This window comes from Nannocystis bainbridge, from assembly GCF_028368995.1.
Taxonomy (GTDB): Bacteria; Myxococcota_A; Polyangia; order Nannocystales; family Nannocystaceae; genus Nannocystis; species Nannocystis bainbridge.
Map to the genome: position 1 here is coordinate 471,258 of NZ_JAQNDL010000001.1, position 14,005 is coordinate 485,262.

At 71.3% G+C, this 14,005-nt stretch carries 11 protein-coding genes; 3 read left to right on the forward strand and 8 right to left on the reverse strand.

Translation table 11 applies throughout. The features are described from left to right. Nucleotides 1-83: 83 nt before the first annotated feature. From POL25_RS01850 to POL25_RS01870, 5 genes are all read right to left on the reverse strand, one after another. A complete protein-coding gene (locus POL25_RS01850) occupies nt 84-713 on the reverse strand; it encodes a hypothetical protein (protein ID WP_272084039.1) in 630 nt (209 codons plus the stop codon). A gap of 231 nt (nt 714-944) precedes the next feature. Then, nucleotides 945-2,168 (reverse strand): GAF domain-containing sensor histidine kinase, encoded by a 1,224-nt coding sequence (locus POL25_RS01855; RefSeq protein ID WP_272084040.1) that lies wholly within the window; start codon nt 2,166-2,168, stop codon nt 945-947. A 300-nt stretch (nt 2,169-2,468) separates the two neighbouring features. Next, nucleotides 2,469-3,875, reverse strand: a complete 1,407-nt coding sequence (locus POL25_RS01860; protein ID WP_272084041.1) for a DHA2 family efflux MFS transporter permease subunit — start codon at nt 3,873-3,875, stop codon at nt 2,469-2,471. A gap of 215 nt (nt 3,876-4,090) precedes the next feature. Further along, nucleotides 4,091-4,735 carry a low-density lipoprotein receptor class A repeat-containing protein gene (locus tag POL25_RS01865; RefSeq protein ID WP_272084042.1) on the reverse strand — a complete coding sequence of 215 codons (645 nt, stop codon included), beginning with the start codon at nt 4,733-4,735 and terminating at the stop codon, nt 4,091-4,093. A 67-nt stretch (nt 4,736-4,802) separates the two neighbouring features. After that, nucleotides 4,803-5,330, reverse strand: coding sequence for a TetR/AcrR family transcriptional regulator (locus POL25_RS01870; protein WP_272084043.1), 528 nt, complete (start codon nt 5,328-5,330; stop codon nt 4,803-4,805). Between the two features lie 83 nt (nt 5,331-5,413). On the opposite strand from POL25_RS01870, the gene POL25_RS01875 reads away from it, so the two are divergent. Next, the gene (locus tag POL25_RS01875) at nt 5,414-6,589 is read left to right on the forward strand and encodes a cytochrome P450 (RefSeq protein ID WP_272084044.1); all 1,176 of its coding nucleotides are present in this window, start codon (nt 5,414-5,416) and stop codon (nt 6,587-6,589) included. A gap of 195 nt (nt 6,590-6,784) precedes the next feature. Here the strand turns inward: POL25_RS01875 and POL25_RS01880 are convergent, their stop codons facing one another. From POL25_RS01880 to POL25_RS01890, 3 genes are all read right to left on the reverse strand, one after another. Continuing rightward, on the reverse strand, nt 6,785-7,825 hold the full coding sequence (locus POL25_RS01880; protein ID WP_272084045.1) for a pyridoxamine 5'-phosphate oxidase family protein: 1,041 nt from the start codon (nt 7,823-7,825) through the stop codon (nt 6,785-6,787). Between the two features lie 114 nt (nt 7,826-7,939). Then, entirely contained in the window at nt 7,940-9,550 is a 1,611-nt protein-coding gene (asnB, locus tag POL25_RS01885; protein ID WP_272084046.1) for an asparagine synthase B, read from the reverse strand. Between the two features lie 4 nt (nt 9,551-9,554). After that, the gene (locus POL25_RS01890) at nt 9,555-10,838 is read right to left on the reverse strand and encodes a KamA family radical SAM protein (protein ID WP_272084047.1); all 1,284 of its coding nucleotides are present in this window, start codon (nt 10,836-10,838) and stop codon (nt 9,555-9,557) included. Nucleotides 10,839-11,129: 291 nt separating this feature from the next. On the opposite strand from POL25_RS01890, the gene POL25_RS01895 reads away from it, so the two are divergent. Then, on the forward strand, nt 11,130-12,578 hold the full coding sequence (locus POL25_RS01895; protein ID WP_272084048.1) for a sensor histidine kinase: 1,449 nt from the start codon (nt 11,130-11,132) through the stop codon (nt 12,576-12,578). Continuing rightward, a complete protein-coding gene (locus tag POL25_RS01900; RefSeq protein WP_272084049.1) occupies nt 12,535-13,917 on the forward strand; it encodes a sigma-54-dependent transcriptional regulator in 1,383 nt (460 codons plus the stop codon). Before POL25_RS01895 ends, POL25_RS01900 begins: the two co-directional genes overlap by 44 nt. Nucleotides 13,918-14,005 lie beyond the last annotated feature (88 nt).

Genomic DNA, 14,005 nt, shown 5'->3' on the forward strand with positions numbered 1-14,005 from the left:
GCCGCGACTCCGCAACACAAACAATCGCGCGCGCGGCCGTCAATGCCGCGACTCCGCGGCCCGGACAGTCGCGCGCGCCACTGTCAGTGCCGCGACTCCGCGGCGGTGACCGGCGCGCGCGGCCGCGTCGACCGGCGCGTGTACTCGGCGATGTGCTCGATGCCCGCCACCGCGGCCCGGAACGCTCGCGCCAGCGGCCGGTGCGTCGCCGCCTCGAGCGCCCGCTCCGGATGCGCCGCGAACCACTCGAGCGCGTGCTCGGCCTCGACCACCAGCGCCTGCCGCCGCTCGAGCCAGGCGACGCACCAGTCGGCGAGTTCGACCGCGCCGTCGCGGCGGGCCACCTGCTCGAACAGCGTCACCAGATCGATCCCGTGGCGCACGCCCAGCAGCGTGCCGCGATACGAGCGCTCGAGGCTGAGGAACAGGTCCGCGACCTGATTGCGGACCACCGAGAACGCCGAGCCCACCGCGCGGCCGCCCGTGCTGACCGGCAGCTCGTGGCGCTCGATCAGCCCCGGCAGCTCCGCCAGCGCCGACTCGGCGTGCGCGGCGATCGCTCGGAAGATCCGCGCCGGCGGGACATCGCCCAGGCGCTCCGCTTCGATGATGGGGTGACGCTGCGCCGATTGCTCGGTCTGGAACAGCTCACGCGAAAGATTGCCCAGCCAGGCGCGAACGTCCGTCGCCTGCTCCTCGGAAACCTGGTTCATGCGCCGAACTGTGGCGGGTATGTACGGACTGGCAATCGCCCGCCCCGCCGACGACCCCCGTGGGGCCCGCGGCGGGGGAATTTGCCGTTCCATTCGCGGCTCGCCGCAGGTATGCGCCGATAGCGCTATCCCGATCCGAATCCATTGGGTTTCCAGCCGGGCTCGCTCGCCCCGCGGTCCTGTCCATGACCTGGCATTCTCTCGCGCAGTCATTGCCCACAGCGCCGGCGGTCAGCCGGCCCCGCTCGCCGTCGGCATCGTGAACGTGAAGCAGGTCGACTCCTCGTCCGAGTGCACGTCGAGCCGCCCCCCGTGCGACCGCGCGATCTCGGCGGCGATGTAGAGCCCGAGCCCGAGGCCCTCTCCCGGCCGCTTGCGGGCCCCGCGACGGAACGGCTGAAACAGCCGCACCTGCTCGTCGTCCGGGATCGCCGGCCCGCGATTGGTCACCGACAGCACGAACCTCGCCTCGTCGGCGAACGCCAGCACATCGACCGGTTGGTCGGGGGCCCCGTGGACCAGCGCGTTCTTCAGCAGGTTCGCCAGCAGCTGGGCCAGGCGCCGGCTGTCACACATCACCGGCACGGGCACCTCGATGCGGGCCTGGACCGACCGCTCGGCGTGCGCGCTCTGCAGCTCGGCGATGACCTGGTACAGCTCGGCTCGCAGCTGCCCGCTCGCGCGGCGCTCGACCGCCATCTCGCCGCCCATGCGCCCGCGGGTGAAGTCGAGGACATCGTCGATCCGCGCCGCGACCTGCCCGGCGCTGCGGCCGATCCGCTCGACCACCTGCATCGACTCCGGGGCCAGCGCCATCCGCCGCAGCAGCTCGGCGCCCGTCACGATCGACGCCAGCGGCGTGCGAACGTCGTGGCCGAGCACCGCGATGAATTGCTCGCGCAGCTCGGCGGTCTCGCGCTCGTGCTGCACCGGCGTGCGGGCCCCGGCGTGCCGCTTCTCGCCGTCGATCTGCAGCGAGATGAGCTGGGCGAACATCGACATGGTTCGCAGGATCGCCGGATCCGACACCGTGCGGGGCAGCGGATCGATGGCGCACAGGCTGCCGAAATAGCTGCCGTCGGCCCGGTAGAGCGGGAACGACAGGTAGCTCTCGATGTTGTAAAGCTTCGGTGTCGGGTGATCGCAATATTCAGGGTCGAGGGAGGCGTGATTGATGACCACCGGCGCCTGCTGGGTCCGTACCTTGCGACACAGCGTCGTCGTCACGTCGAGCGGGTCGCCGGGCTTGATGCCGACTTTGATGCGATCGAGCACCGCGCAGGCGGCCCACGAGTCCTCGGTCACGCGCGCGACGCAGACGAAGCGCATCCCCGTGACGTCGGCGATGACGCGCAAGATCGGCGCCACCATGGGGATGGCCGCCACGGCGGCGATATCCGCCGCCAGCGTGGCGTCCATGCTGTCGCTACGAGGGGACTCGAATGGAGCGTTCACCAGTCGAGAACACTAACAGAGGCCGCGCAAGCCCGCGCTGCGGCGCCTCGGCCGCACCAGCGCACAGCCCGCCGTACGCGCCCCGGGAGCCCGCGCCGGTCCATCGACGAACATCGTTTCGACCGGCGTCGACGCTGTCATCGTCCCGCCGACAGCCATCATTCTCGCGCACACCCGGGTCGAGCCCGCGGCGACGTGATCTCGAGCGCAGCCGATCGCGTCGGTCCCCGGACCGCGGTGACTGCCACCCGCTCCGCGCCCCCCTGCGGCGACCCCGAGTCAGTCACTGGCGCAATGACTTCACCGCGCGGGAGCCTTGCGGATCGCCAGGCTCAGCGGCACTGCCACCAGCGCCACGATCGTCGCCACCAGGTACACATCGTTGATGCCGGCCACCAGCGACAGCTCGGCGATCCTCCCGGGCTCCGTCACCCCTTGCCCCGCCAGCGACTCGGCCGCCCGGGCCGAGAACAGCGCCAGCAGCGACGTGAAGATGGCGATCGAGAACGCCCCGAACACGTTGCGCAGCCAGTTGCTGATCGACGACGCGTGGCCGCTGAGCTCGCGCGGGATCTCCTCCATCCCCGCGTTGCTGGCCGGCATCATCGCCAGCGAGATGCCCACGTTGCGCACCAGCATCCACAGCAGCACGTAGGTCTGCGACACCTCGGGCGTCAGGCGGCTCAGGGCGAACGTGCCGCCCGCGATCATCAGCACCCCGGCCGTCATCAGCGCGCGCGGACCGATCCGGCCGTACACGCGCCCGACCACCGGCATCAGCAGCGCCATCGCCAGCGACGCCGGCAGCAGGATCAGCCCGGTCGCCAGCGGCGTCACCCCCTGCACCGTCTGCAGGAACACCGGCACCAGGAACGCGCCCGAGTACAGGCTGATCGTGATGATGGACGCCACGATCAGCGTCACCAGATAGCGGCGATTCGTCAGCACCCGCAGGTCGAGCAGCGGGTGGCGCGTGCGCAGCTCGCGGACCACGAACCCCACCAGCGACAGCGTCCCGAGCAGCAGCAGCCCCACGGTGCTGCCATTCGTCCAGCCCCACTCGCGCCCCTGGCTCAGCGCGATCAGCAGCGCCAGCGTGCCCGTGATCACCGTGACGAGCCCCGGCAGGTCGAACGCCTGCGGCGCCTGCAGGCGGTAGTACGGGATGGTCCGGTTGGCCAGCGCCACCGCGAGCACGCCGAGCGGCACATTGATGAAGAACAGCCAGCGCCAGTCGGCCAGCGTGATCAGCCAGCCGGCGAACGTCGGCCCGAACGCCGGCGCCAGGCTGGCCGAAAGGCTCCACAGGCTGGCCGCCAGCGCCTGCCGTTCGCGCGGCAAAAGCTGGTAGATGAGCGTCATCGTCACCGGCATGATGGCGCCGCAGAACGCCCCCTGGACGAAGCGAAACGCCACCAGCGAGCGCGTGTCCCAGGCCATCCCGCACAGCACCGAAGTCAGCGTGAAGCCGACCAGGCTCGCCACGTACAGCCGCTTGAAGCTGAAGCGCCCGCCGAGGTAGCCGGTCAGCGGCGCGCTGGTCCCCATCGCCAGCATGAAGCCGGTCAGCGTCCACTGCAGCAGCGACAGCTCGGCGCCGAAGTAGCGCTGCAGCTCGGGGATGGCGATCGTGATCGTGCTCGAGCTGAGCACCGACATGAACGACCCGACGAACAGGGCGAACATGAACGGCCAGAAGCGGGTCACGCGCGGCTCTTCGGGCGGCGGCTGCATCGGGCGGGCCGTCCCCATACCAGCACAGCCGCCCCGCCGTCACGCGCCCGCGTCGTGCGTCACGCGCACGCGCAGTCACGCCCGCGGGCCTCGTCCGCGTGAGGCCCGCCGCACGCCTCACGGTCGCGCAGCCCGAGAGGCCGCACGCTGCGCTCGCGCCCGCTCGTGCGGACCGGCCGCGGCTCACCTCAGAACTGGCACAGCGTCTCGGCTTCGTCGGACATGTCCGCGCAATCCGCCTCGCCGTCGCAGATGAACGTCCCCGGCACGACATCGCCGGATTCGCAGGTGAAGGGCGGCGAGTCCTCGCATTGCCCCTCGATCGCTACCGTGGCGGCCGGGAACTGCTTGCCGCAGGCACTGTACGCGCCGGAGAACGCGCCGGAGCAGTCCCACTCGGGCTGGGTGTCGTATTGCTCGCACGTGACGGGCGCCATGCACTCGTGATAGGCGAGCTCGGCGGCCGTCCGGCAATCCACGTACGCCGCGTGCATCGGCTCCGCCGCCTCGAGCTCGCACAGGCAGGCGACATACCCGTCACTGTCGGGGTCGCGCCCTTCCTCGCAGGTCGCCACGTCGGGGTCGAACCCGAACTCGACGGCGCACGGACAGTATTGCTCGACGCCAGCGCGCGCGGCCGCAGCGTAGCGATCACAGGCCCGCGCCATCGCCCCGCCGGTGGTGCTCGTGGAGCCGTCGGTGGTCGGCGCGTCGGCGGTGGTGCCGTCGCTGCCGCCCGCGCTCGTCGTCGTCGTCGAATCGCCCGGGCCCTCCGTGGTGGGCTCCTGCTTCGTCGAACCGGGACAGGCCGCGACGCCCAGGCATGTCGCCACAGCGCAAATCAATCCATACGACCGGGTCATGGCGCCATCGTAGCTCGAGGCTCGCGGCCCCGGCACGCTAGCGCTCCGCGACGGTCGGCGTGATGACCAGCCGATCGAGGCTCCCCGCGATCGTCTCGATCGGCAGCGGCTCCGGCTGGCGCAACCACCAGCCGATGATCTCGATCGTCGCCGAGGTCGCGAACGTGACCCGCAGATCGATCGGGCTGTCGCCCGTCGCCGGCGCCCCGAAATCCGCCGCCAGGGCGCGCGCCTGGCCCACGAACTGCTCGCGCAGCCGCGGCGCCGCCCCGCCCGTCAGCAGCGCCCGCCACAGCGCCCGCCGCCGCGACACGAACTCGAACAGCGCGACGCAGGCGCGGCCCGTGTTCTCGGCCGAAAACAGCGGCATCGCGGCCCCCAGCAGCCCGGCGATCTCGTCGGCCGCGAGGTCGTCGAGCAGCGCCTCCTTGTCCGGGTAGTGGCGGAAGAAGGTCGCGTAGCCGACCCCCGCCTCGGCCGCCAGCGCGCGCACCGTGATGGCCTCGAACGGCTCGCGTTCGAGCAGCGCGAGCATCGCGCGCAGCAGCTTGGCGCGGGTGCGCACCTGCCGGGCATCGGTTGCTGAGGCGTCGGAGACCATTTATGATACAGTGTGTCTCATAACCCGAGACGGGGAGCTGGCTGGCGATGAGCGTGGATTCTGCTGCGAAATGTCCCTTCAATTCCACCCGCAACGACAGCAAGAGCGCGGCCGTCGTCACCCGGCGGATGAAGATCGAGAGCGGCGCCGAGCATATCCGCGCCTTTGAGCGGGCGCGCGAGGTCCTGCTCGACCGCGACCTGCTGCAGGGCGGCGCCGGCGCGGAGTTCGTCGACACCAGCGACCCGGACAAGGCCCCGGTGTTCTTCCTCGACGGCGCGCCGCACCGGGACAAGCGCACCAGCATCGCCCGCTTCTTCACGCCCAAGGCGATCACCAGCCGCTACCACGCGATCATCGAGCGCGAGACGGCGCGGCTGCTCGGGCAGCTCCGGCGCGACGGCCGGGCCCAGCTCGACGTCATCAGCTTCGAGCTCACGGTCGCGGTCGCGGCCAACATCGTCGGGCTCACCGACAGCGACATGCCGAAGATGGCGCGCCGGCTCTCGATGATGCTGTCCGCCGGCTGGCACCACCGCATCAACCTGCTCGGCAGGGTCGCCGCCGGCCTGCGCAAGGGCCGGGCCATGCTCGGCTTCTACGTCCACGACATCACCCCTGCCCTGCGGTCCCGTCGCAAGGCGCCAAAGGACGACCTCCTCTCCGAGCTGCTGGCCCGGGGCGCCACGCAGCGGGCCATCCTCACCGAGTGCATGACCTACGCCGCCGCCGGCATGGTGACCACGCGCGAGTTCATCGTCATGTGCGCCTGGCACCTGTTCGATCGGCCGGAGCTGCGCGCCGACTTCCTCGCCGGCGACGAGGCGCGTCAGTTCGCCATCCTCAACGAGATCCTCCGCCTCGAGCCGATCGCCTCGCTGCTCTACCGCCGCGACGGCGACGCCGCCGGCGCGGACAGGCACAAGTATGCGCTCGACCTGCGGGCGATCCACGAGGACGAGGCCGCCGTTGGCCCATGCCCGCGCACCCTCGATCCCGACCGGGCCCAGCGCATGAAGACCAACGGCGCCTACCTCAGCTTCGGCGCCGGCGCCCACCACTGCCCCGGCAAGCAGGTCGCGCTCCACGAGACCCGCATGTTCCTCGACGCCCTGCTGCGCGTCCCCGGCGTCCGCCTCGCCCGCGCCCCGGACGTCGGCTGGTCAGAGATGCTGCTCAGCTACGAGCTGCGCGACGCGGTCGTGACCTGCGACCCGGCGTGAGCCGGGCGTGTCATGTCCCCCGGGACATGTCGATCGCGCATCATCCTTCGGAGAGCGACTCGCGTGTCTCGGGCTTTACATGTCCCTCGGGACATGTCGAGGACGACGTCCTTCGAAATTCGACCCTCGCTACCCGAAATTAACCAGTCTCTCGAGACATGGCCTGTCGCTTCGGACAGGTCGGTCCGCGCCCCCTCAATAGAGATTCTTCTCGTAGTCGTGGGCGAGCGCCGCGTTCATCACCCACGGCGACGCCAGCTTGCGCAGCAGCTTCGCCGCCAGCCCGCGCTCCTTGTTGCGCTTGACGTGCTCGACGAACACCCGGCTCATCTCGGGCAGCGCCGCCCGGTCCGCGTGGCGCGAGCGGTCCCACAGCCCCGACGCCACGATCGCTGGGCTCTCGGCCAGGCGGACCGCCGTCACCGCGAGCACCAGCGCCAGCTTCGGCGTCTTGCCGGCGACGCGCATGCTCGTCAGCAGCGGTGGATCGGCGGTGAGCCAGGCCGACCCGCTCGCCTCGAGCACGCGGCCGTCGCCCGGCACCAATGCCAGCAAGGCCACCCGCGACTGCTCGATCACGTTGTGAAACGTATCGGTGCGGCGATTGCCCGGGCGCTCGGGGACCGCCAGGCCGCTGTCGCCGACGATCCGGAGAAAGCCCGCGGGGTCGCCCTTGGGGCTCACGTCGGCCGCCCCAGCGGCGTCCCACGAGCTCAGCGTCACCAGCGGTGCGCGGGCCAGGAACGCCAGCACCTCCGCGTCCGCCAGCGGCCCGCGCTGCGCCTCGCCGAGCGGGCCGCCATCGTCGCCCGCCGCGGCCTCGCCCCACAGCGACGAGCGCAGCAGCGCCTTGGCGCAATGGGCGAACGCCTCCTCGACCTCCAGCAGCAGCGCGTCTCCGTCGCGCCGGCCGACCCCGTTGACCCGCAAGGTCTCGCCGAGGCCGGGGATGAGCAGCAGCAGCCCGCAGCCGACCTGCGAGCTCGGCGCGATCGGCTCGTGCAGCGGCAGACGCAGCCGCCCGGCGTCCAGCACCTCGACGAAGCCCGCAGGTCCGCCGAGCGCCGTCGTGCGCGGCCGGCCCTCGTCGTCGACGAAGCCGACGACCACGAAGGTGCACGCGGCGATCAGCCGCACGCAGTTGTCGTCGAGCGCGTCGATCGACTTCATCAGCGAACCGAGCGGACGCGAACCGACGACGCGCTCGAGGCCTTCGACCGAGGTGATCCGCTCCATGCACCCCCGAGTGTGCGCCGGGCGAGCGCGCCGAGCAACGCGCGCTCGCCCGCGCGTCGAGCCGCATGGGCCTCGACGGCCTCAGCGACGCCGCCCAGTCCTGGGCTCGCGCGGTCATGGGCCGCGATGAAACGGGTTGGCGCGTCCCGAGGTATCGCTGTCGGCCTGCCAGCGCGGCGTCCACCGGACGATGCACCGCGCCGCGTGTTCGCCGGGGAACAGCGCCTCGAAGCGCTCGCGGTAGACGTACGCCTCCGCGGTGGCGGGCGTGGCGTACGGGAACCGCTCCGCGGCTCGCGCCAGCTCGCTCGGGGTCACCACGCGCTCGGCGTGCGTCCGCAACGCGTCGACCCAGCCGTAGCCGACGCCGTCGGAGAACTGCTCCTTCTGTCGCCACAGCACCGACGCGGGGAGCAGCGGATCGGCCTCGTCGGCGAAAGCCTGGCGCAGCAGCCACTTCTCGACCCGCCCCTCGACGCCGGGGCTCGCGCTCCGCGGCTGCTTGAGCTCGGGCGACAGCGACATCGCCAGGTCGAGGAAGGAGAGGTCGAGGAACGGGACCCGCGCCTCCACCCCGTGCGCCATCGTGCTCTTGTCGGCGCGCAGGACGTCGCTGAGGTGGAGGTTGGCGACGCGCGCGATCGTCTCGCGGCGCAGCTCCTCCGGATCTTCGGCGTAATAGAAATAGAGATAGCCGCCGAAGATCTCGTCGGAGCCCTCGCCTGATAGCACGACCTTCACGCCCTGGTCGCGGATATAGCGGCTCAGGAAATACATCGGGATGCTGGCCCGAATCGTGGGGATGTCATACGATTCGACGTGGCGGATGATGTCGTCGAGCGCGGCGATCCCATCCTCCACGCGGAACAACACCTCGTGGTGCGTGGTGCCGAGGAATTGGGCGACCTGCCGGGCCGCGCACAGGTCGGGCGCGTCCTTGTCGACGCCGATGGCGAAGCTATGGACCTCCGCGCGAGGATCGCGGGCGCGCACGAGCCGGGTAGCGAGCGCGGCGATCAGGCTCGAGTCGAGCCCCCCCGACAGCAGCAACCCGAGCGGCACGTCGCTCATCAGCCGCTTCTCGACCGCGTCGCTCAGCCGCTGGCGCAGCCGAGACGGATCGCCGACCTCGCCCCCCTCGCCGCGCAGCCAGGCGGGCGCGTACCAGCGACGCAGGCCGCCGCTGCGCGTCATGAGGTGGCCGGGCGGGAACACCTCGAACGACACGCAATTGTCGATCAGCGCCTTGAGCTCCGACGCGAACCACAGGTTGCCGGCGCGGTCGCGGCCGTAGTAGAGCGGCTTGATGCCGATCGGGTCGCGGGCGACGAGCCAATCGTCGCCATGCACGGCGGCGAAGGCGAAGATCCCGTCCAGCGCCTCGACGCACGCCTCCCCCCGCTCCTCGTAGAGATGCGCGAGGACCTCGCTGTCCGAGCCGCTGACGCACTGACGTCCCGAGCCGGCGAGCTCCCGAGCGAGCGCGCGGAAGTTGTAGATCTCGCCGTTGTGGATCACCGCGGCGCCGTCACGCCCGAGGATCGGCTGCTTGCCCTGCGCGGGGTCCATGATGGCGAGTCGTCGGTGGCAGAGCACCGCGCTGCCGAGGCGCATCCACAAGCCGCTGCCGTCGGGGCCTCGATGGGCCAGCCGCGTCGCCGCCGACTCCGCGGCGGCCGCGACGTGGCCGTCGACGTTGCCGAATACTGCAATGATTCCGCACATGTCGTCACCTCCGTTGCGCGTCGCGCAGCGCTCGCTGGTAGAAGAATTCCGGCTCACCGCCGGCCGGGCGCAGCTCGTCGAGCCAGGCCGCGCGCTCGTCGTACTCGGCGAGGAAGGTGCGGCCCACCCACGCCGGATCGCGCCCCTGCAGCATCCGCAGCGAGAAGCACAGCTTCCCGTCAGACTCGACCACGCCGTCGATGGCGACCTTCCCCGGGGTGGCCGACATGGACGGGCCGCGGGCGGTGCGACAGAGGCCCGACACATGCCGCTGCGCGTCGGTGAAGATGGCCAGCGCCCGCGCGAGCGGGACCTTGAAGTACTCCTTCGGGCCGGTGTCGCGCTCGATGAACATGTAATACGGCACCGCGCCCAGCCCCACCTGCGCCCGCCACAACTGCGCCCATACGCCCGGATCGTCGTTGACCCGGCGGATCAGCGGCGCCTGGCAGCGGATCACCGCGCCCGTCGAGCGCACGCGCCGAATCGCCGCGATCGCGGCCGACGTCTCGAACTCGCGCGGGTGCGACGAATGAGCCATCAATGCCAGGTGCATGCCTCGCTCGTTCACCTCCTCGAACAGCCGCAAGAGGTCGTCCGCGTCCGCGTCGCTGGTGAACCGGTACGGCCAGTACGCCAGCGCCTTGGTGCCGATCCGGATGGTGGTCAGCCCGGGCAGTCGGGCCTCGAGCAGCGGCTCGATCGTGCGGCGCAGCGCCGCCGTGCGCATCACCAGCGGGTCACCGCCCGTGATGAGCACGTCCGTCACCTCCGGGTGGCGGCGCAGGTACTCCACCAGCTGTTCGGCCTCTCGCGCGGCGAACTTGAGATCGTCGAGGCCGACGAACTGCGGCCAGCGGAAGCAGTACGTACAGTACGCGTGGCACGTCTGTCCCTGCGCCGGGAAGAACAGCACGGTCTCGCGGTACTTGTGCTGCATCCCTCGCACCGCCCGGCCGTCCATCGTCGGCACGTTGAGGGTGATCTGCCCGGCCGGATGCGGGTTGAGGCCGCGCTGGATCCGCCGCACCGCCGCCTCGATCTCGCTGCCCGGCGCCTCGGCGCGCAGCAGATCGGCGACGACCTGCAGATCGCCGGCGTCCAGCATCTCGGGCTGGGGAAACGTCAATTGATAGATCGGGTCGTCGGGGACGCGCCGCCAATCGATGAGCTCTTCGAGGACGTATCGGTTGACCCGGAACGGCAGGACGCGGGCCACTGCGGTCAACTGCAGGCGAGTGTCGGCGGGCAGCGCGGCGATCTGGGGGATCGTCGCCAGGTCGCGCAACGTGATCGGAGCATACGTGGGTCGTGGCGGTGTGGAATCAAGCACGAGGCCTCCGTGCGCGCGGCGGTCCGCGCGGACAGGACCCGGAGCAAGCGGTGTGCCAAGGGTCTCGAGACCACGCCGCGGGCGGGAGCAGCCTGGATCGTCGAGCGTCGGGGACGCGCCGCGGCGAGGGTCGCGCGACCCTGGGAAATTTTCCCGGCGGCCCGGCAATATGCCCGCCCTGTCCGCGCTCCCCGCCGTCCTGGCGCGGTTTCCCAATTGGCGCGGACCGTGCTTCTCTTGGCCGCCATGAACGCGTCCCCGCTCGGCTCCAAGCGCTGGCGTACGGGCTTGCTGACGACCGCGATGGTGCTCGCAATCGGCGTCATCGCCGCTCTCGGGGTGATGGACGAGCGTTCGCTGGTGTCGACGACGCGCATCGAGAGCTCTCGCGAGCCGCGCGTGCTGGCGGAGGTGCTGGCGTCGGAGTTCAGGGCCGGCCTGTCGTCGCTCGGCGGCGACGAGCCCGCGGGCGCCGGTCACGCCGAGGGCGGCGCGTGGCGCTTCGAGGACACCTCGCTGGTGATCGAGCCGCGCCAACTGCTCCACGAGGACGCGATCGCCAACGACGCCGATCACCGCCTGCTGGTGTGGGCGACCGCGACGGGGGACCCGCGGACCATCGACGGTGTGCGCGTGGACATCCCGAGCGTGGCCCACGCCGCGACGGCGGGCGAGAGCAGCGCGTGGCTGACCCCGAGCGAGGCGCATCGCCTCGGGCTGCCCGAGGAGCTCGCGGTCGCCGGCCTGTCCCGCGTCGACGATCCGCGGTTCGGCGAGTGGATCGTCGCCGTCGTCAGCTCGACCGAACGCCAGCGCGCACGCGAGGCCCGTCGCTACGCCCGGACCATCGTCATGGTCAGCCTCGCCAGCCTCGTGGTGCTCGGCTTCGGGTTGGTCCTCCTCCGCACGCAGCGCCAGGAGCGGGCCTTCGAGCGCATGCTGGCGCGCGAGTCGATGCGGGCCCAGCAGGAGGTCCAGCTCGCCCGCGAAGGCCGCGCCGCGACCATGTTGACGTTCGCCGCCGGCATCGCCCACGAGCTGTCGACCCCGCTCGGCGTGATCGCCATGCGCGCCGAGCAGCTCGAGAACAACGCCGACGACGATCGTGCGCGCCGCGGCGCGCGGGCGATCACCGAGCAGGTGGCGAAGATCCGGGAGAGCGCGCGCGGCTTCCTGGCGATCGCCCGCGGCGCGGCCCCGCTGCACGAGCGGTTCCCGGCCGACGACGTCCTCCGCAGCGCGGTCGCCCGCGTCGAGCACCGGTTCGAGCGCGCCGGCGTCTCGCTGCGCGTCCAGTCGCTGTCCGGGCTGCCGTGGATCTACGGCGACGCGCGGCTGCTCGAGCACGCGTTGACGAACCTGCTGCTCAACGCGTGCGACGCGTCGCGCGTGCGCGGAGAGGTCGAACTCGGCGCGTCGCGGAGCGACTCGCAGCTCGAGATCGTGGTCAGCGATCGCGGCGGAGGCATCGATCCGGCCATCCGCGGCCGCATGCAGCCGTTCTTCAGCACCAAGGCGGAGGGCACGGGCCTCGGCCTGGCGATCGCCAGCGAGGTCATGCGCATGCACCGAGGCGAGCTCCGGCTCGACGAGCGCTCCGGCGGCGGAACGAACGCCGTGCTACGCTTGCCGGCCGAACCCATGTCCGACGATGCTCTCGCCGACGAAGCACAAGACGCGCATCCTGCTGGTTGACGACGACCTCGACATGCTCGAGGCCCTCAGCGACGGATTGACGGAGAAGGGCTTCGAGGTCGCGGCGGCGCGCTCGGCCGAGGCGGCGCTGGTGCACCTCGCGGAGGCGAACTTCGACGTGATGGTGACCGACCTGCGCATGACCGGGGCCGACGGGCTCACGCTGCTGGCCCAGGCGCGGGCCCTCAACCCGCAGCTGCCCGTGATCGTGATGACGGCCTACAGCGCGCTCGACACCGCGATCGAGGCCGTGCGCCGCGGCGCCTTCCACTACCTGGCGAAGCCGTTCCGCGTCGACGAGCTCCTCATCTTCGTCCGTCGCGCCTTCGAGGACGCCCAGCTCCGCCGTGAGGCCGAGGTGCTGCGCCACGCCCTGCGCGTCCAGCCGGGGCCGCCCGGCCTGCTCGGCGGCAGCGCGGCGATGCAGGAGCTGTTCCGCATCATCGACCGCGTCGCCGGGACGTCGGCGCCGGTCCTCATCACCGGCGAGACCGGCACCGGCAAGACCCTGGTCGCCTCCACCATCCACCAGCGCAGCGGTCGCGCCTCGGCGCCGTTGGTCGCCCTGAACTGCGCCGCGCTGCCCGAGAACTTGCTGGAGAGCGAGCTGTTCGGTCACGTGCGTGGGGCGTTCAGCGGGGCCACCTCCAGCTCCGCCGGTCTGTTCTCTGCCGCCGACGGCGGCAGCATCCTGCTCGACGAGATCGGCGAGATGGTGCTGCCGATGCAGGCCAAGCTGCTGCACGTGATCGAGCGCGGCGCGGTCCGCCCGATCGGCGGCACAAAGGAGCGGCCGATCGACGTCCGGATCCTCGCCGCCACCAACCGCGACCTCGAGCAGGCCGTCCGCGACGGGCGGTTCCGCGAGGATCTGCTGTACCGCCTCAACCTCGTCGTGCTCGAGCTGCCGCCGCTGCGCGAGCGCACCGGGGACCTGCCGGAGCTCATCGACCATTTCCTCGACAAGGCCCGGGCGCGCTACCCCGACAGCCCGGTCCGCAGCTTCTCTCTCGCGGCCCTCGAGCGGCTCCTCGCCCACCCGTGGCCCGGCAACGTCCGCGAGCTGTCCCACACCATCGAGCGTCTGATCCTGCTCGGTCACGGGGCGACGATCGAGGTGGCCGACCTGCCTCGCAGCTTCAACACGCCCCCGGACGCGCACCCGGCGTTCGACGCGATCGTGCCGATGCGAGAGATGCAGCGCCGATACGCCACCTGGGTGCTGGAGCAGGTCGACGGCATCCGCGCGCACGCAGCCCGCCGCCTCGGCATCGACGTCAAGACCCTGGGGCGGCTGCTCAGCGCGCAGGAGCCTGCGGACCTCGACATGAAAGAATGACGGCGCCGCGAGCGGCGTGCATGGTCGATCGGTCAGGCTGAATGTTCTGCTCGTCGCAGGCGGCGCGCAGCTCCACGAGCAGGTCTCG